Origin of the sequence: Desulfamplus magnetovallimortis (assembly GCF_900170035.1) — a bacterium.
Taxonomy (GTDB): Bacteria; Desulfobacterota; Desulfobacteria; order Desulfobacterales; family Desulfobacteraceae; genus Desulfamplus; species Desulfamplus magnetovallimortis.
Genome location: NZ_LT828558.1, coordinates 1 through 18,327 on the forward strand (window position 1 = coordinate 1; position 18,327 = coordinate 18,327).

The 18,327-nt window shown below is 40.8% G+C and carries 17 protein-coding genes; 9 read left to right on the top strand and 8 right to left on the bottom strand.

Annotated features, from left to right (window positions below; genetic code table 11):
* A partial coding sequence (locus MTBBW1_RS22520) for an IS1634 family transposase (protein WP_186441645.1) occupies positions 1–1,369 on the top strand: 1,369 nt, incomplete at its 5' end.
* A 106-nt stretch (positions 1,370–1,475) separates the two neighbouring features.
* Here the strand turns inward: MTBBW1_RS22520 and MTBBW1_RS22525 are convergent.
* From MTBBW1_RS22525 to MTBBW1_RS22560, 8 genes are all read right to left on the bottom strand, one after another.
* Positions 1,476–2,657, bottom strand: a complete 1,182-nt coding sequence (locus tag MTBBW1_RS22525; RefSeq protein WP_080807586.1) for a glycosyltransferase — start codon at positions 2,655–2,657, stop codon at positions 1,476–1,478.
* 23 nt (positions 2,658–2,680) lie between these two features.
* Positions 2,681–3,856 (bottom strand): RNA-binding domain-containing protein, encoded by a 1,176-nt coding sequence (locus MTBBW1_RS22530; RefSeq protein ID WP_080807891.1) that lies wholly within the window; start codon positions 3,854–3,856, stop codon positions 2,681–2,683.
* Positions 3,857–3,864: 8 nt separating this feature from the next.
* Positions 3,865–4,971, bottom strand: a complete 1,107-nt coding sequence (locus MTBBW1_RS22535) for a sialidase family protein (protein WP_080807589.1) — start codon at positions 4,969–4,971, stop codon at positions 3,865–3,867.
* Between the two features lie 16 nt (positions 4,972–4,987).
* Positions 4,988–6,859: an N-acetylneuraminate synthase family protein gene (locus MTBBW1_RS22540; RefSeq protein ID WP_080807595.1), complete on the bottom strand. Its 1,872-nt coding sequence runs from the start codon at positions 6,857–6,859 to the stop codon at positions 4,988–4,990.
* Positions 6,860–6,936: 77 nt separating this feature from the next.
* Positions 6,937–7,563: a winged helix-turn-helix transcriptional regulator gene (locus MTBBW1_RS22545; protein WP_080807598.1), complete on the bottom strand. Its 627-nt coding sequence runs from the start codon at positions 7,561–7,563 to the stop codon at positions 6,937–6,939.
* Between the two features lie 329 nt (positions 7,564–7,892).
* Positions 7,893–9,017, bottom strand: coding sequence for a glycoside hydrolase family 3 N-terminal domain-containing protein (locus MTBBW1_RS22550; RefSeq protein WP_080807601.1), 1,125 nt, complete (start codon positions 9,015–9,017; stop codon positions 7,893–7,895).
* A 31-nt stretch (positions 9,018–9,048) separates the two neighbouring features.
* Positions 9,049–10,260, bottom strand: coding sequence for a THUMP domain-containing class I SAM-dependent RNA methyltransferase (locus tag MTBBW1_RS22555; RefSeq protein ID WP_080807604.1), 1,212 nt, complete (start codon positions 10,258–10,260; stop codon positions 9,049–9,051).
* On the bottom strand, positions 10,257–11,750 hold the full coding sequence (locus tag MTBBW1_RS22560; protein ID WP_186441646.1) for a 3-deoxy-D-manno-octulosonic acid transferase: 1,494 nt from the start codon (positions 11,748–11,750) through the stop codon (positions 10,257–10,259). The genes MTBBW1_RS22555 and MTBBW1_RS22560 overlap by 4 nt, the downstream gene beginning before the upstream one ends.
* A gap of 130 nt (positions 11,751–11,880) precedes the next feature.
* Here MTBBW1_RS22560 and MTBBW1_RS22565 point away from each other — a divergent pair, with 130 nt between their 5' ends.
* From MTBBW1_RS22565 to MTBBW1_RS22600, 8 genes are all read left to right on the top strand, one after another.
* Positions 11,881–13,593 (top strand): ABC transporter ATP-binding protein, encoded by a 1,713-nt coding sequence (locus MTBBW1_RS22565; RefSeq protein ID WP_245809523.1) that lies wholly within the window; start codon positions 11,881–11,883, stop codon positions 13,591–13,593.
* A gap of 158 nt (positions 13,594–13,751) precedes the next feature.
* Positions 13,752–13,925 carry a Trm112 family protein gene (locus MTBBW1_RS22570; protein ID WP_080807614.1) on the top strand — a complete coding sequence of 58 codons (174 nt, stop codon included), beginning with the start codon at positions 13,752–13,754 and terminating at the stop codon, positions 13,923–13,925.
* Positions 13,922–14,464 (top strand): DUF4416 family protein, encoded by a 543-nt coding sequence (locus tag MTBBW1_RS22575; RefSeq protein ID WP_080807617.1) that lies wholly within the window; start codon positions 13,922–13,924, stop codon positions 14,462–14,464. Before MTBBW1_RS22570 ends, MTBBW1_RS22575 begins: the two co-directional genes overlap by 4 nt.
* Before the next feature lie 144 nt (positions 14,465–14,608).
* On the top strand, positions 14,609–15,490 hold the full coding sequence (locus MTBBW1_RS22580) for a YicC/YloC family endoribonuclease (RefSeq protein WP_080807620.1): 882 nt from the start codon (positions 14,609–14,611) through the stop codon (positions 15,488–15,490).
* A 59-nt stretch (positions 15,491–15,549) separates the two neighbouring features.
* On the top strand, positions 15,550–15,816 hold the full coding sequence (locus tag MTBBW1_RS22585; protein WP_080807623.1) for a DUF370 domain-containing protein: 267 nt from the start codon (positions 15,550–15,552) through the stop codon (positions 15,814–15,816).
* Positions 15,813–16,394, top strand: coding sequence for a guanylate kinase (gmk, locus tag MTBBW1_RS22590; protein WP_080807626.1), 582 nt, complete (start codon positions 15,813–15,815; stop codon positions 16,392–16,394). The genes MTBBW1_RS22585 and gmk overlap by 4 nt, the downstream gene beginning before the upstream one ends.
* A gap of 249 nt (positions 16,395–16,643) precedes the next feature.
* Positions 16,644–17,471 (top strand): 23S rRNA (guanosine(2251)-2'-O)-methyltransferase RlmB, encoded by an 828-nt coding sequence (gene rlmB / locus MTBBW1_RS22595; RefSeq protein ID WP_245809524.1) that lies wholly within the window; start codon positions 16,644–16,646, stop codon positions 17,469–17,471.
* Between the two features lie 17 nt (positions 17,472–17,488).
* On the top strand, positions 17,489–18,301 hold the full coding sequence (locus tag MTBBW1_RS22600; RefSeq protein ID WP_139786871.1) for a ComF family protein: 813 nt from the start codon (positions 17,489–17,491) through the stop codon (positions 18,299–18,301).
* Positions 18,302–18,327: the final 26 nt, after the last annotated feature.

Below are 18,327 nucleotides of genomic sequence, written 5' to 3' on the forward strand. Positions count from 1 at the left end.
CATCCAAGTATATGAAATAGAGCCGGAAGTAATAAGATGTGACGCGACGACAGTCTCTGCAGATCAGGAAGTAACAGAGGCTGGCCTGGTTCAATTCGGACACAGCAAAGACAACGCAAAGTTACCACAAATTAAATTGATGTGCGCTTCATTGGATCCCATGGGTATGCCCTTAGCCTCAGATGTTGTTTCCGGGGAGAAAGCGGATGATGGCTTGTATATTCCCGTGATTGATCGTATCAATGAAAGTTTGAAAAAACCTGGATTGTTGTTCTCCGGTGATTGCAAAATGAGCTCGCTGGGAATCCGGTACCATTTGGTCTCTACCGGACATCACTATTTGTGTCCATTACCTTTGACTGGCAAGACAGCAGACGAAATGGAACAGTGGATTACCCAAGGCATTGAAAAAAATGAAGGGGACATTTTGACTTCCGTCTTCAGAGAAAACGATAAGGGAGAGCAGCTTCTTACCGCCAATGGGTACGAATTGGATCGTTTGCAGCTATTTGAAAAAGACGGTAAGGAAATACAATGGGAAGAGCGTGTTTTGGTCATTCACTCTCCCGCCCATGCCGACAGACAATCAGCAGGACTTGAAACACGTCTTGGCAAAGCCAAAACTAAAATTGAAGCATTGACGCCCCAGCGAGGTCGTGGCAAAAGACAGATAACGAATGAAACAGATCTTTTGCAGGCGATTACCAAAGTTCTAAAAGAATACCGGGTCGAGGATTTTTTGCATGTTGAATATGAAAAGCAGGTCGAGAGCACAACAAAGTTTGTTGGTAAAGGCCGGGGCTCAAATGATCGAGAGAAAAGGGTTCAAGAGAAGATTCGGTACCAGATAATCGCGGTTGTGAGAGATGAAGAAAAAATCGATGGGCAAAAAAAGAGATTCGGATGGAAAGCTTTCGTAACTGATTTATCAGCAGACAAACTCAGTTTAGAAGATGCGGTGTTATCCTATAGAAATGAATATCGGGTTGAGCGGATTTTCAACCGACTAAAAAGCAGATTCAATATTGCTCCGCTGTTTGTCAGAAAAGATGATCAGATTAAAGGGTTGACTTATTTGTTGACCCTGGGGGTCAGGGTGTTGACTTTGATTGAGTTTGTCATTCACCGGTCATTGAAACAGGACAATACCGGATTGGCTGGTATGCACCCAGAGAACCGTAGAAAGCTTGCAAGCAAACCTTCTGCAGAGAGGATTCTGAAAGCCTTTTCGAAAATCAATCTAACAATCATTCGAGATATGGCCGGGAACGTTATCCTCCGTTCTTTAACACCTCTCACCTCTTTACAAGAAGAGATCATGCAAAGGTTGAAAATCCATCCATCTGTTTATCATCAACTTGAAAATTAAAAATACTCTATCAAAAATGAGCGAATGGAGAGTTTTATCTAAATAAAATTCGGAATTTCTTTTTAATGTTTCAAAATCCTGTGTTCCGATGGGAAATTTCTTTCTCTCAGCCATGGATGGAGTTCCAAAAGATTAGTGAATTAGCCTTTTCCCTGCGGGAATTGTAAACAATATCATGAAGGGTTTTATTGAAAAAATGAGAAACAGCATCCTGTGTTAACAGATTGGACTGACGCCCTGGAAAATCAGAGTCCGAGCTTTCAAGAAGATCTGAATATGCCCTTGTAAAATGCTGAATGAGTTTTTTTCCATTCCAATTATCAAGTATCCACATTCGTCCAGCATTGCCAATGTCTCTGCATGTCTCTGGGTTGTCAAGTAGCCACGTAAGTACCTTCTCAGCATCTTCAAGGCGTACATTTATAAAAGGGCAATGATCTGAGCCGGAAATATACCTTAAAAGCTGTAACGATCTTTGATCCAGGAAACTGAGAACCGCCTTGCCCTGGGAAAGCCCTTCAAGACCCGTAAGGTGGTAACTGCCTGTTACAAGGTCATCCACTACAATATTTGATTGTTGTTTATGCTTTAGTACGTCACCAAGGGGTTTCCCCGTTACGGTGGTGCAGGTGCATCCTGTTTTTTCCACAACTCTTTCAAGAATTGCAATGGTTTCTGGAGCACCCTTGGTATCCCACCTTCTCTCAAAGGCTCCTACTGTTTTTGTATAGCTAAAAAAAATATCACAGTTTTCTTTTCTTGTAATATTTTTTACTTTGTCCATCTTAACATTTGAACCACCATCATGATTTTCTGAACCTGTATGGTAAGCAGGAAGATATAGCATGTCTGAATGGGGAATCAAGTTTGGAACCACCCTTGAATTTATGAAAAAACGCTCCGGATACTGGGCAATGACAAGGGAGGGCAGGGTACAGGCACAAAGCTCATCTTCTGATATGCCCATCACTTCAGCAATCCAGTCCGGTGTTGAATGGAAGTGGCGTACAATACGTTTTCCCTTTTTACGCAGTGTGGCAAAATCAATGGGATGAAACTGGGTTGAATTACAATCAAGGTAGTTGTGAAGATGGATAATATCTGATTCTTCTGCAAGATCCTTTGCCAGATCAGGTGTTTCTGAAAAAACCACATCGTGATCATAAAGATCATAACGATTAAGATCCACAAGTCTTGCATTGATTGAGGTTAAACGGTTCAAAGCCTGCACAAGGCGAATGGGTGCCCCCGCAAGGGGGGTTATGGAAAAGTGAATGACTTTTATCATTATTTCATGAGGAACAATTTTGTTTATGCTTCAGCTTTGAGTTTATGATATCTTTGAAAGATAACTCTAAACTCTTCGCTTGAAGTGTCATTGATCAGATCAACGTCGGGGCACAGCTTGACAATTCTGTCGATTCCGGTACCAAAGCCACTGTAATTTAGAACAAATGGTGCCAGAGAGTGAAATACAGGGTTGCGGGCGATGGATAAGCCGTTTTTTATCTTGTCCACTGTCAGGGAGTTGGCAAGTTTGCCCGGGTTTATGATTTCCACACGATCGGAATGGATCATGATTTTTATTGGGGCGTTTATGTAGTAATCTCTGTGTATCAATGCGTTTATTATGGCTTCTTCAAGTGCAGGGGGCGGAATTTCAAGGGTACCTGGTGTGTTAAATGTTTCCTTGTCCTGTCTGGTTAAAAGACTGGATTGCAGAAACATCATTGCCTGTTCATAAAGTGCCCGGAGATTGCCTGAAAAATATTTTTTGTTAATATAGCCTGACGTTGTGGTGTCGGTTCCGGAGGAGTGCAATGCCTGAAGCGTAAAAATTGGATAAAACTTCTGGGGATTGAAAGCAAAAAACATAATTCCGGCAAGGGTAAGGTACCCATCTGCATAAAGATTCATATTTTCAAGAACTGTGGTTAGATCAAGTCCGGTTTCTGCAAAATCCCTGTTTTTTTTATTAAGAAAGAAACGGTGGAACTCTCCCTGATCCAAATCCTTTATCGAGCTTTTGGTATGTATTATCTCATCTGGTGATAAAGCAGCACTTTCAGCAAAAAGTCTTCTAAGCTCTTCAGGGGATACCTTTCTTTTATCTGCACCTGATTTAGTAATATAAATACCTGAACTTGTAGCATATGGTTTGTTAAATCCCTTTTTGACATGAACCAGCATCACCTCTTTGTCATAGATGGTACTCACTTCAACCAGAGGATAAACAGGTGGTTTTACATTGTCATTGGCAGTATTGGATACAAGCTGGTTTAATCTGCCGATATCTTTCCTTGAAAGTCCGGAAACAGACCCGTCATCCCTCACTCCTATGATAAGTGTACCACCGTCTGCGTTGGAGAAAGCCACAAGCTCCTCTGCCAGTTTTTTAGAATCAAAGATGTTCTCTTTGAACTGGGTGTAGCTGTCTTCCCCATTTATTATGCGTTCTTCTATTTCAAGTAGTTGATTTCTTTTCATGCTGGGTTTTAAGAATTGTTTTCCATGAGCCATCCAAGGTCAAACCTTGCAATTGCCATGGAGCAGCATTCATCTGAAGAGTTGGGAATTCCTTCCATGGAAGGAGTTGTTTTGTACATAAGTAAAATCGTTCCATCATTTGCAACGGTCATGGAAGAGTAATCAAACCACTGGCCATAATCTGTTACTGCCCTTGAATATTTCCATGTTTCTCCACCATCAATACTTAAACGTACAACTCCATGCTCCCTGTTTGAGCCTTCTGTGTCAGGGTTGGCAAATAAAACAATGTCATTGCTTGGTATCCCATGGTTTGTATCCATGTTCAATAAATGCTGGGGATAACGTATCATTGAAGCATTGCAACCTTGAGGCACTTCTCTTAACTCTACATCCTCTGGTGCTTCCATAAAAGAGGTTCCCCCATCATGACTTAAAGCAACCCTTCGTTTCCCATCATTATAGTAGGCACGGGCATTAAAATATATATCACCGTTTATCCTTTCAATTAAGCAAGCCTCGCCTGTGCCTTGATGGAAAGAATTGGATCTGTATAGATTTTGGCCATGGTCATCGCTATAGATAACTGTGCTGTAGCACTTTTCACGGCGATCAGATATGCTTTTGTCATTGTATCCACTATCTGATATTATTATTCTTGCAGGCCAGACAAGACGATTTTTGTGTTTGCCATATTGAAGCTGAATGCCTGGAGTGCTGCCATGGGTACTCCCTATACCGTATTTAACACCTTCTGTTGTTTTATCTGCATGAAGGGCTGGTTTCCAGTCAAGCCAGGTATCGCCATTGTCAATGCTTTGCAGCCATCCACCGCCGCACATGAGAAGCACTTTACCCTCTGCCATGTCTGTGATGGCACTGCCCATATGCCATTTGGCTCCATCTTTTCTGCGAAGTTCTTGCATAGGAGACCAGGTTTTGCCATGGTCGATGCTTTTTGTCATAACAATGTGACACTCTCCCACGTCATCACATGGAGATTGCCATCTTTGCTCACAAAATGCCAGTATGGAACCATCAGGAGCTGTCACAATTGAGGGAATGTGGTAAAAAGAATTTTCCCTCTGGTTTATTATAATTGAACGTTTAAACATTTTTTTGATTTTTTGCCTATTTTATATATTGGGCGAGAATTGAGATGGCTTTTAAAAATCCACGGCCATTGTTAAGATGACCCCTCCAGATTTCCGGAACCCATGAGCCCCTGTAGCTTGAGAAAACCGGCATAACTTTGTCAAGATCAATATCCCCCTCTCCAAACTGAACTCCTTCACCGTCAAGGCCGTAGGCATCGGCAAGGTGAAGATGGCGTGTAAAGGGAAGAACGGTTTCAATATACTTATAAAGATCCAGATCCTTGGCATTGCAGTACATGGCAGCGTGTGAGAGATCAAAAACAATATTAAGCCCTGTCTCTTTGCATATTGATACAATTTCTTCAGCGGCCATGAAATAGTTTCCCTTCCATTCTCCGCCAAAAAACCAAGGGTAGGGGGGCATATTTTCCAGGAGAAGTTCAACACCGTTGTGATCTATTTCAGAGACAGATTTTAAAAGAGCTTCCCTAAGCTGGGATTTGTTGAGCTTTTCCTTCATACTCATGGCACCAGGGTGAGCAACAATTTTGGGAGTTCCTTTAAAAAATGGTGCAAGTTCCCTTGCAAGTATTATGGTCTCTTGAACCAGGGCCACAGATTTTTTTCTGAGATCTTCATCAAAGGAGCATAGATTCATCAATTCTTCATGGATATACTCAGGTGCATGTACTATGAGTTCCTGCTCATATTTTTTTGTGGGAATGAATTTTGTTCCAAAATCTTTTTCCGCAAGGTGAATCTCTATAATTTCAGGATCATAGGCAATTATATCTTCAAAGTCTGAGAAACGAGTAATAAGCCCCCATTTACTTTTAAAGGATAATCTTGATGGCTCAAGAAGTTCATCATTTTGATCTTCTTCAAGATCATCTTCATAGAACAATGAATTTTTATGGATATGGCGATTTGCCCTTTTTCCAACCAGTTCATCCTGCCTTGAAGTGGGAAGTCCCTTGCCAGGGCCTCTTATTGCTATTTTGTCTTCTGTAATCACAGAGCCTTTGGGGATATCCTCTGATGCTGCAAGGCTTTTTCCAAAAACTTCACGATTGACAACCTCTCCTCTTAAGAGAAAGCGTTTCTCATGCCCCATGGCCTGGTCTGCAATCTCAATATCCCGTACAAGGCGTTTAAAGGAATATGGGTCAAGGCTTATTTTATGGTCAGTTCCCTCCATTGTGGGATCAAGGGTAAGGTGTTTTTCAATTATACATGCTCCCATGGATGCTGCCACAAGGGGAATGATAAGTCCTATATCATGGCCTGAATAACCCACAGGTTTGTTGAATTGTTTCAACCAGTTGATCATTTTAAGATTCACATCCCTTGGCCACACAGGATATGCACTTCTACAGTGAAGTATGGCAAATTCTGCTCTTCGTTCATTCAGGAAATGGACAGTTTTTTTAATCTCATCCTTATATGACATTCCTGTGGAGATTATTATGGGTAGATCCTTTGAGGCTACAAAGTCAAGTAGAGGGTAGTTTGTAAGGTCTGCCGAGGCTATTTTAAAGGCGTGAATTCCTGCTTCATATATAAGCTTGGCACTTTTGATATCAAAGGGGGTACATATGAAATCTATGGGTTTTTCTTCTGCATATGCCCGAAGGTTAACATAATCCTCTTCTGAAAGTTCAAATCGCTGAAGCAGAGGAAGCATATATTGAAAACTCTGCTCATACTTTTCAGGATGAAGGAGCATATCTTCAGGGTAAAGGCTTGGGAGGTCTCTTTTTTGAAATTTTACGGCATGTGCCCCTGCATCTACGGCTGCATCCACAAGTTTTTTTGCCAGATCCAGGGAGCCGTTGTGATTAATACCAGCCTCTGCAATCACATAGGTGGAAAAGCTCTCTCCAATATTCCTGTTTCCGATTTTCATTTTCTTGATCTTTACCTGTGGTGTATGAATAGGACAATTCGGTTTATTATAAAAAACTGAATTCAATTAATTGGCTCTCATATGTTGGCAAGTTTAAGGATTTTGATATCCGGAGAACCGAGTTTTTCAATGTTTTCGTGAATTTCGTTTTGGCGGGCAAATGATGTGATCAGAACTGCGTCAGGTGCTATGTGGGAAAGGTTTTCAGGCGATTGTATGATGGTTCCATTGTTAAAAAGCTGCCCCTGTTTGGCAGGGTCACTGTCTATAACGCCTATTACAACAAGTCTTGTCTGCTGGATTGCAGCATTCACAATTTCAGCTGTATCAGATGCTCCGTAAAGCACAAGGGTACGAATGCCCCTGGATTCAAACTGCTTTAAAAGCCTTGTTATCTCTCTTTTTACAGAGGCATAAATCTGAACTGTTTCTGCAGAAAAAGCCAGAAAGTGTTTGTAGAGATATTTATTGCCCTTTTCAGTCAGATGATAGGAAATAGTTCTGTTTGAATTGCCGGAAACAGTAAGAAGTTCTTCTTCTGTCATCTCTCGAATATAGACGTTCACCATTGAGCTGCTTAGGTGGCTTCTGTCTGCAAGGGTATGTTGACTGATATTTGAGTTCTCTTTTATCTGAAGAAGAAGAGAAAGTCTTCGGAATTCTTTGCTAGGAGAAAGATATTTTGCGTTGTAGGGTTCAATCAAGAGGGCATAGCTCCGCTCCTTGGATTACATTGGGAGACTTTTGATATAACATAATAGTTGTTTGTCTCTTTGCCTTTTTCCATGAAACCTCTTTTGGGATGTTCATGGTGAATGGTGGTCTGCGAAAAACCATGTCTGTTTATACTGTTATTTTTCCTTATCGTCAACAACTATCCATACATTAAATGGTTTTTTCTTTTTTTAAAAAAATATTTATTACAAGTTAGTTAATCTGTAAAAACAACAGCTCAAAACAAAGATGTATGTCTCTGTTATTACTGATAATTATCGTAATAATAATTAATATGGTGCTTAGAAGAATTAAAAAATCAATGTAGATATTTTTTTTTCAAGGAGTAGATTCTTTGCCATGATTCAGTTGCTTTTTCCAGAAGAAGTTCATTTTTTGATATCAACTTCTTAATTAACATAAAGGCCTTTTCTATGTCCGGGCCTTTGTGGCAGATAAGGGCAAGATCCACCTCTGCATCAAGAATCTGGGTTATGCTGGTTCTGATGTCACACTTGATGGCTTTCATATCGAGATCATCGGTCATTACAAGGCCGTTGTATCCAAGTTCATCCCTTAAAAGCTTTTTGGCAATCTTTCTGGATAGGCTTGCCGGCCATTTTGGGTCAATTTTCGAATACAGGATATGGGAGAGCATTATGCCGGATACACCAGCTTTGACGGCTGTCTTAAACGGAATTATATCCGAGGATGCCAGAAGTTCCGGTGCAGCATCAAGTACTGGAAGATCAAGATGGGAATCCAGGGTGGTTCTGCCAATGCCTGGAAAATGTTTGGCAACAGCCATTACCCCATTATTCTGCAGAGTCGTTATAACCTGTGCGCCAAGTTCGCCTACCTGGCGAGGGCTGCCTTTGAATGCCCTCTCTTTCATGATGCTTTCAAAGGGCTTTTTTTCCTGAAGGTGGTTGAACTTTTTGGTCTCTTCAAATGTTTGTCCCTTGATACAATTCCCTTCTCCATTCTTTTCTCCATTACCTTCATCTTTTTCTCTCTTTATCTCTTCATTAAAGCAGGGAATAGAGTCCATGACAGGCGCAAAATCCATATTGATATGTACTTCTTGCAACTCTTGGGCTGTTATTGTGGCAAAATGAATTGCATCATCAAGGTTTTTTATATGAGGGTTGCCCGGAAATGATGTGAAATCCGGTGGTTTTAGCCTTGCAACAACGCCTCCCTCCTGATCAACTGCAATAAAAAGAGGAGGAAGTCCGCATGATGCTGCATAATCCTGTGCATCCCTGCAAAGTTTTTTGACCTGTAAGGCAGATTCTATATTGCCTGCAAAAAGGATGATGCCACCAACCTTAAGATCATTTATCAGATATTGAAGCTCGGAATTGAACTCTGTTCCATCAAACCCCACCATGAGGCGTTGGCCGGCAAGAATATTTATGTCAGGTGTTTCCTGTTTTTTCATGGAGATATTTTTAAACCTTTAAACTAATGTTTTAATAAAGTTCATATTTGGCAAGTTTGCCATCCAGCCCGCCTGCCTTAATGGGTATTTTCCAGGATGCCTTAAGCCCCATATGTTTGGAGTACTCAGGATCACCAAAATATATATAGGCTGTTGAGCCCTGGCATCTCTGCTTGAGAAAATCTCCAAGATTTTTATGGAACAGATTTAAATCCATGTTTTTGCCGATTCTTATACCATAGGGAGGATTTGCAACAATTACGCTGTTTTCAATGGCTGGAATATCCTGAAAATCAATCTGTTTTACTGTGACCTGGGCACCGTGATGCAGCCCCATTAGGTTGGTTTTTGCAGCATCAACAGATTCCTTTGATATGTCGCTTCCTGAGATTAATCCTGAATCAAGTTCCATTATGTTTGAGTCTGCCTCTTTTTTTACCTGTGCCCAAATTTCCGGATTGTAATCAGGAAGCATCTCAAACCCAAATTTTTCCCTGAAAACAGCAGCAGGGATGCGGCATTGCAGCATTAGCGCCTCGCACAAAAGTGTTCCTGAACCGCACATTGGGTCATAAAGGGGAACCTTACCGTTCCACTCTGAGAATTTTATTATGGCAGCAGCAACCGTCTCCTGCATGGGAGCTGTAACGGACTCTTCACGATACCCTCTTTTATGAAGCGCACCACCTGATGCATCAACACTGATATCTGCCAGGTTTTCACGGATATGAAGATTTATGATAATGTCAGGATTGAGGGTATCAACATTTGGGCGCTTGCCTGTTCTCTCCCTGAAGTAATCCACAATTGCATCTTTTACGCGTAACCCTGCAAACTGGGAGTGGTCGATATCGCTGTCAGAGACATTGGATACAATGCTAAAGGTCTCTTTGATACTCATCAGGTTAGCCCAGTTTATTTTTTTTGAAAACTTATATAGAGTATCTCCATCCTGACAGGGAAACGATTCAAGGGGAGCAAGTACCCTTGATATAACTCTTGTCATATAATTTATTTTGTAAAATACTGGTTTTTCTGCATTAAAATATATCCCACTATGTGATGGCTCTATGCATGTGGCTCCAAGTGACTGCAGTTCTTCTATGCCCTGATCACGGAGATTTTCTGCAATCTGGGCAAAATATCGGCTCTCCTTCTGATATCTGAATCCTGAAGCATATCGTTTGTGTTCACCGGCTTTTTTCCGTATAACCCTTTGATGGGTATTGTCTCGGTTGTTCATGATTTTCCATTCTTTTGTAGATATGTGTTGATCATTTGACAGGCCAATGTGCTGCCACCCTGTTTCTCACGGAGAGATTTGATTCCTTTTCTGATAACAGTATGTCTGTCCATAGGATGTTTTAGGTAATCAAGCATTTTATTAATTACTTCATTATTGTTAAAGGCTTTGCATATTATGTTTGTTTCAAAAATTTCATCTCCTGTCCAGGCAAAATCATCCAGAAAACTTCCTGTTACAGTAGGAACGCCTGAGATAATGGATTCAATGAAATTATGCCCGCCAAGGGGTTTGAGGCTGCCACCTACAAATGCTGCTGTGGCAATAGTATATGCATCTTTAAGGTCTCCAAACCTGTCCCATAATATAATGGTGCCAGGAGATACCTGTTTTGTGATTTCTGATCTTGGTTCCCATTTGATTTTTTTGTCAGGTCTTCCAAGGGCTTTTTTCCAGGCATCGTTTCTGTGCATGTGACGCGGAAAAAGAAGAATGACCTGTTCCGGCAATTTTGTTATCATATTCTCCATAATATTGAGAATATCTTTCTCTTCTTCCTTGTGGATGGATGCAAATATCGAAATTGGTACATCTAATGGGAGAAATTTGAAATCTTGGGAGATATTTTCCTCGTAAGTGGTGTTTTTGGCGTTACAGATCTTTTCTTCGTGAGGGGGATTATCATTGCTGGGGGTATCTTCATGTTTTACTGAAGATAAAATTGTGTCAAATTTCATATTGGGCATGAGGTCAATATGGGCTTCAGGAAAGATAGCTCTGAATTTTTCACAATCATTCGAGCTTGTTGCAAGTATAGCATCAGGGGCAACTGTCCGCCACAGCCATTTTGTCAATTTGTAATGTCTGTGGCTTTTTCTTGACAATCGGCCATTTATAATTAATACCCTGCATTGCTTTTTTCGGGCAGCAGCAAGAAGTCCAGGCCACAGTTCTGTTTCAATCAGTACAATGAGTCGTGGTTTTATACGGTCAATAACCTCTGTCATGAGCCTGGGGATATCAAAAGGAAACCATGCAGTTTTGATCTGTTCTGAAGAGCAGTAAGCGTTGGGTTGTGATAAAGGTTCTGTGGTTTTTATAAATTCCGGAAGTTTTGACTTCTCCTGCTCAGGCTGCCTCAACTTCTGCATGGTGTCTGTATTGCTCGGGGGATGAGCGTTTGTAGTGCTGGAAAATTGCATGGAGGTGTTCAGAATGTCAATTCCCTGGGAAGTGGTTGCAGTAAGAAGTATTTTGCCAGGTAGTTTACCATTGGATTTAACGAGGGCTTTGATAAGTGTTAATGAAAGATATGCTTCCCCTGCAGATGCGCCATGTATCCATATGTCACTTTGCTGAAGGTGAGAGCAGGATGTGCGCTGGATGATACCATGACTCAGCCGTGCATTTCTTTTAAGTAAAGGCAGCACAAGCTTCCAGACCATGTTGTAAATTTTTAAAAATAAAAATAGTATTGTACTCTGTTTCATATTAAAGTATGGTCTCATATTTTTGGAATATTGACAATACTTGTTGTGGGGGATGACCATAAAAATTTCAGCTTCGCACCGGGACCTGCTTAAACTTTTGGGGCAACATTGGCAGAGGCTTTTTTTTGCAATGATTTGCATGCTGCTTGTGGCAGCTACAACTGCTGCATCTGCGTATCTTGTTAAGCCTATGCTTGATGATATTTTTGTAAATCGCAACAGATCCGGTCTTTTAATTATTCCGGTCGCAGCAATCCTTATATTTTTTATAAAGGGAATTGCTGCTTACGGACAGCAGTACTGGATGAGTTATGTGGGTGAGCAGATTATAAAGGAACTTAGAAATTCCCTTTATGATCACATTATAGAGCTTCCAATATCATTTTTCCACAAGGAAAAAACAGGTGTATTGATGTCACGTATTACCAATGATGTCAATATTGTCAAAGCAATGGTCTCCACTGCTGTTACAAGCCTTCTGCTTGACCTTTTTACTGTGGTAGGTTTGACTTGCGTGATTTTTTATATGGACTGGAAGCTTGCAGTGGGTGCTTTTTTGATTCTTCCTGCTGCATTTTATCCTGTTGTGGCATTTGGCAGGCGTGTGCGCAGATTCAGTACAGGCTGTCAGGAGGCAATGGCTGACCTCAGCGTTTTTTTGCACGAGACCTTTTCCGGCAGTAAAGTTGTTAAAATATTTACCAGAGAAGCATATGAAAAAGATCGTTTCAGGTGCAAGACCGAAACTCTTTTTCGTCTTGAGATGAAATCGGTTATATCAAAGTCCCTATCTTCTCCTGTTATGGAGTTTTTTGGAGGTCTTGGTATTGCTTTTATCATCTGGTTCGGGGGTTCACGCGTTATAAGTGGCGAATCAACAACTGGTACTTTTTTCTCTTTTCTTACTGCTGTGATGATGCTCTATGACCCTGTAAAAAAATTGACAAAACTTAACAATACACTTCAGGAAGGGCTTGCTGCTGTTACACGTATTTATGATATAGTGGAACGCGAGTCTGAAATTGTGGATAATGAAGACGCTTGTACGCTTGAAAATGGGCCTGTTGGTGTAAAGTTTGACAATGTATCCTTTTCATATGATGGGAGAAGAACAGATTGTTCTCTATCTGACAAAGGGGATTCCCTTGTACTTCGTGGGATTAATCTTCATGCTAATCCAGGTGAAGTCATTGCACTGGCTGGTATGAGCGGTGGAGGCAAAACATCCCTTGTGAATCTGATACCCAGATTTTATGATGTAACAGAAGGGCGTATTGTGATAGAAAAGGGTGGGGTTGAGATTGATATTCGTAATATTTCTCTTCACTCTCTTAGAAGCAATATTTCCATTGTAACCCAAGAACCCATTCTTTTTAATGAAACTGTAATGGAAAATATTCGTTACGGAAGAGAGAGTGCTTCAAATGAAGAGGTTGTAGCTGCTGCCAGGGCAGCATTTGCCCATGATTTTATCATGGGGTTTCCCAAAGGTTATGATACTGTTACAGGGGAGCTTGGCAGTCGCCTTTCCGGAGGAGAAAAGCAGAGATTGTGCATTGCAAGGGCACTTATAAAGGATGCCCCAATTCTCATCCTTGATGAGGCAACATCCGCCCTTGATGCCGAGGCTGAAAAAATTGTACAAAAAGCCCTTGGTAATCTTATGAAGGGAAGAACATCATTTGTAATTGCTCACAGGCTTTCAACCATTCAGCATGCCAACAGGGTTATTCTCATTAATAAAGGCCAAATAGTTGAGCAGGGTACCCATGATGAGCTTATGCTGTTAAAGGGTGACTACTTCAAGCTTCAAAATATGCAGCACAATCCTTCTGATGATTGATAAAAAATAAACAGGCATGATTGATTACGTATCAATCACCTCTAAATATAAAAATAATGGTCATTGTCACGGTAAACGGGCATGATTGACTACGTATCAACCACGCCCAAGTATAAAAATGATAGTCATTTCCACGGTAAAAATAAGGAGAAATCTAAATGTCTGTTTCTCAGGAGCTTCTTGATATTTTGGCATGCCCTAAATGCAAGGGAGATATCTATCTGAACGAAAAAAAAGATGGTTTGATCTGTGATTCCTGTCAGCTTGAATATGAAATTAGGGATGATATTCCTATTATGCTTATTGAAGAAGCAAAGCCATTAACAAAATGAGTAAACCCGGAAAACCTGATCCTGCAAAACTTGTTATAAGCCTTTTCATGAACAGCAGGGAAATTTTTGACAAGGTTGCGCCACTTCTTGAATCTGAGTTTGGTGCTATTTCCATGGTAAGTCCCTGGTTTGATTTTGATTATACAGATTATTACTATCGGGAGATGGGAGCGCCTTTGTTCCGCCGTGTTGCTGTATTTAAAGAGCTTATAGAGCAAGCTGACCTTGCTCGTATCAAGCTTGTTACCAACGGTATTGAGAAGCATTGGGAAGCTGATGGAAGAAGGGCAATCAATATAGATCCCGGATATTTATTATTGTCCCGATTTATACTGGCCACTGGAAAGGATTATTCCCACAGAATTTATATTGGCAATGGCATTTACGGGGATTTGACGCTCATGTATAAAAAAGGGGGATTTCACTCCCTTGACTGGACATACCCTGACTATGCTTCCGCTGATATGCAGGCTTTTCTTCAAAAAGTCAGGGATGAATATTCCATGGAATTAAAGCAAGTTAAGTCCAGATTATCATGAACCAAAACCAGTACACTGGACAGAGAGTTAAGATATAACGTACATGGCGGACACCTGCCACAATTGAACGGATGAAAGCCATTATATATCAGCATGTTATGGAGACTTTCTAATAAAAAGAGAGAAGAGAGTAAGATATAAATTATGATAAAAAGCATGACAGCTTATTCAGCCGCATCCCATGAAGATGGGGATATCCAGTGTGATGTGGAGATTCGCTCATATAACAGCAGACATCTCGATATTGCCCTTTATCTGCCAAGGGCATTCAGTCGCTTTGAAGATAGCATCAAAAAAATTGTTTCAAACAGATTGTCAAGGGGGCGGATAGAAACCCGCATTGAAATCAGGGATCAATCCCTTGATGCTGTTCAGTTTACGGTTGATATCCCAAGGGCGGAAGCCTACTATAATGCCCTTCTTGAGTTGAAAGAAAAGTTTGGCTTTGGTTCCGATATAACAATTGAACAACTGCTGGAAGGCAGGGATATGATCAAGGCTTCGGAAAAAGAGCAGAATGACGAGCTTATTCAGGCAACTATTTCAAAGGCCTTGGACAAAGCCCTTGACGGCCTTGAAGCAATGAGGTCAAGCGAGGGCAGCAACCTGGCAGACGATCTTCTGCAAAGGCTTGACTCTATTGAAAACATCATAAGCCTAGTGGAAAAAGATGCAGAATCACTGCCTGCTTTTTACAGGGAGCGCCTTATGGAAAGAATTTCTGTTTTGACATCAGGTATTGACGGTCTTGATCCTGTAAGACTTTCCCAGGAAGCTGCCTTTCTTGCAGATAAAAGCGATATTTCTGAGGAGATTGTGAGAGCAAGAAGTCATATTGCCCTTTTTCGTGAGACCATTGCATCCTCTGAGCCAGGCGGCAGAAAATTAAACTTTCTGCTTCAGGAGTTTAATCGGGAATTTAATACAATGGGCTCCAAATCGGGAAGGGCTGAGTTGTCACACATGATTGTCTCCCTGAAATCCGAGCTTGAGAAAATAAGAGAACAGATTCAGAATATTGAATAGTGATGCTCTCTAATACGCTTGAGTATTGTTGATATTGTAATTGAAATGTATTGGATATTATGGAACAGGAACTTCTTAATATAGGCTTTGGTAATACTGTGGTGGCTGAAAAAGTTGTCACCATTTTGACCCCTAACTCATCACCCATGAAACGCCTCAAGGATGAAGCAAAGGAAGATCGACGTCTTATTGATGCCACACATGGAAGAAAGACCCGATCAATAATAGTTACAGAGAGCAATCATGTAATTCTATCCGCCATACAGGCTGAAACAATATCCCAGAGATTTGCTGCATTGCCAAAGGAGAAAAGTGAGGTATCATGAATTCATTACATCAAGAGAGAAAGAGGGGAGATATCTTTGTGGTTTCTGCCCCTTCAGGTGCCGGCAAAAGTACTCTCTGCATGAAAGTACTGGAGACATTTCCTGATATATCGTTCTCTGTATCCCACACCACCAGACCTCCCAGGCTGGGAGAACAGCATGGAGTGGATTATTATTTTATAAGTGTGGATGAGTTCAGGGAACGCATTAAAAATAATCTTTGGGCAGAATGGGCAGAGGTTCATGGAAATTATTACGGTACTTCATGTGAAGAGATAGAAGATAATCTCAACCATGGAAGGCATCTTCTTCTTGATATTGATGTGCAGGGAGCAGAACAGATCATGCGGGCATTTCCCGAAGCTGTAACAATATTTGTTATGCCGCCTTCAATTGAAATTCTTGAGCAGAGGCTTCGTAAAAGGGGAACAGATTCTGATGACACCATTGCAAAGCGCCTTGAAAATGCAGCAGGAGAGATTGCACGTAAGGATTTGTATCAACATGTAATTGTAAATGATAATCTTGAACAGGCTCAAAAAGATTTTTTGGAAATTTTCTCAATCACTCTCAAATGACATACAAAAAAAATATAATTTGGGGAATCTTTCATTTGCCAGGTAATAGGGTTTAATTAACTTACCCAAACTCCCCCTCTCCACTCATGGATAGGGGGTGAGGTAAACGGGTAAGTTGTTTAAAGCCAGTTCCCAGTTTACATTTTCCTGAACACAATGCCTTTACTGTTCCGGAAAGTATAAAGTACTTTTTGCATGATATGAAGGATGCCTTATTTGACATCAGATCGATAAAAACAGCAGGGTGGTATGACTTATAAAAAAAGGGTAAAAGAGAAGAGCATGGGCAGGTTGAATTGTGAGATTTTATGCGGTATTCATCCTGTTCTGGAAGCAGTTAAAGCTGAAAGACGCCTTTTTTTCAAAATATTTGTTTCCCGTCAACATAGTGGAAGAATAATTGAGATTGTTGATTTTGCAAAGAATCATGATATTGCTGTTGAATACACATCTGATGAACAGCTTGAAGAGATTTGTCTCGGTGTAAAACATCAGGGGGTTGCTGCTGAAGTTGGCAGATATCCCCTTGGAAAAGCCTCTGACATTTTTAAAGGAAAGATAAACAAAACGCACACTGCCGGATATGGCAGTGAAGAGGAAGAGATATTAGAATCTTCTAAAAAATTTTTTGTTATTCTTGAAGGTCTTCAGGATCCTCATAATCTTGGCGCAATCATACGGACAGCAATTTGTGCAGGGGCAGATCATATTGTTCTACCTAAAGACAGGTCTGTGCATCCTTCTCCGGCAGTGTCAAGGGCTTCGGCAGGAGCCATGGAACACGCAGATATTTCAATTGTTACTAATATTGCTATGTTTGTAAGAGAGTTGAAAAAAAATGGTGTGTGGATTGCAGGTCTTGATGCCGGAGGAGCAATTTCAATTTTTGATGCTGATTTTTCCGGTGATATTGCCCTTGTTGTAGGAGGAGAACATACAGGGATAAGGCCCCTTGTAAAAAAAGAGTGTGACTTTATTGTCTCTTTACCAATGGTAAAAGGTGTGACATCTCTGAATGCATCTGTGGCAAGTGGTATTGCCATGTATGAGATTCTTCGCCAAAGAATTTTTAAATAAGTCTTATGAAATCCCTGTTGGCTTTTCAAGATATTATCGGCAATATAGGAGCAGAATTTTTGGATTGCCTGTTTCCGCCCAAATGCCTTAAATGCGGTTTTATCATGTCCGGAAACAAAGCTTTTTCAAAGCATTTTCAAGCCAAAATTCCTTTCTCCTTTGAATCTGATCTGACTCAGTGGCAATATTTTGTGGATTCCATTAAATCCTGTTTTTGTGACAGATGTCTTGAATATTTGGGATGTTGTCATCTGTGCCCTGATACGGATTTTTCCCTTTCATCATTTAAAGCTCCTGAGAAGTCAGGTATCAGATATGCCTGGGCAGCTTCACGTTATCAAGGGATCATCAAAGAGTCTATTCACCTTTTAAAATATGATGATAAAACTGTTTTGGCAAACCGCCTTGGCAAACTTCTCTTTTTTATATTTGTAAGAAAATACAGCGGTTATGATATTGACCTGATTGTTCCCATACCTCTTTACCGATGGCGTATGGTTAAGCGTGGCTTTAATCAAAGTTTTCTTCTTGTGAAAGACTTCCAAAGATGGTGGTTCCAGCAAAAAGGTATTGAGCCAAACTGGTCTGTTAATTACAGATGCCTTGCAAGGAGAAAAAACACAAAATCCCAGGTTGGCTTTACCAGGGAGGAAAGGAAGTTGAACATGAGCAATGCATTTACTGTAAAAAGACCCGACGATGTTAGAAAGAAAAAGGTTTTGCTGGTTGATGATGTGCATACTACAGGTGCAACATCTTCTGAAGCAGCAGTAAGGCTTTATGATGCTGGTGCAGATTGTGTGGATTTGCTGGTACTTGCCAACGCATAGAAGTGTTCTTGCAAGGTTTGATTGTC

Excerpts from the sequence above, each read along its gene's own strand:
- MTBBW1_RS22540 (WP_080807595.1), bottom strand. The coding sequence starts at position 6,859 with ATGAAAATCGGAAACAGGAATATTGGAGAGAGCTTTTCCACCTATGTG.
- MTBBW1_RS22555 (WP_080807604.1), bottom strand. The coding sequence starts at position 10,260 with ATGAACAACCGAGACAATACCCATCAAAGGGTTATACGGAAAAAAGCC.
- gmk (WP_080807626.1), top strand. The coding sequence starts at position 15,813 with ATGAATTCATTACATCAAGAGAGAAAGAGGGGAGATATCTTTGTGGTT.
- MTBBW1_RS22565 (WP_245809523.1), top strand. The coding sequence starts at position 11,881 with ATGATTTGCATGCTGCTTGTGGCAGCTACAACTGCTGCATCTGCGTAT.
- MTBBW1_RS22580 (WP_080807620.1), top strand. The coding sequence starts at position 14,609 with ATGATAAAAAGCATGACAGCTTATTCAGCCGCATCCCATGAAGATGGG.
- MTBBW1_RS22535 (WP_080807589.1), bottom strand. The coding sequence starts at position 4,971 with ATGTTTAAACGTTCAATTATAATAAACCAGAGGGAAAATTCTTTTTAC.
- MTBBW1_RS22585 (WP_080807623.1), top strand. The coding sequence starts at position 15,550 with ATGGAACAGGAACTTCTTAATATAGGCTTTGGTAATACTGTGGTGGCT.
- MTBBW1_RS22550 (WP_080807601.1), bottom strand. The coding sequence starts at position 9,017 with ATGAAAAAACAGGAAACACCTGACATAAATATTCTTGCCGGCCAACGC.
- MTBBW1_RS22530 (WP_080807891.1), bottom strand. The coding sequence starts at position 3,856 with ATGAAAAGAAATCAACTACTTGAAATAGAAGAACGCATAATAAATGGG.
- MTBBW1_RS22575 (WP_080807617.1), top strand. The coding sequence starts at position 13,922 with ATGAGTAAACCCGGAAAACCTGATCCTGCAAAACTTGTTATAAGCCTT.
- rlmB (WP_245809524.1), top strand. The coding sequence starts at position 16,644 with ATGACTTATAAAAAAAGGGTAAAAGAGAAGAGCATGGGCAGGTTGAAT.
- MTBBW1_RS22525 (WP_080807586.1), bottom strand. The coding sequence starts at position 2,657 with ATGATAAAAGTCATTCACTTTTCCATAACCCCCCTTGCGGGGGCACCC.
- MTBBW1_RS22560 (WP_186441646.1), bottom strand. The coding sequence starts at position 11,750 with ATGAAACAGAGTACAATACTATTTTTATTTTTAAAAATTTACAACATG.
- MTBBW1_RS22570 (WP_080807614.1), top strand. The coding sequence starts at position 13,752 with ATGTCTGTTTCTCAGGAGCTTCTTGATATTTTGGCATGCCCTAAATGC.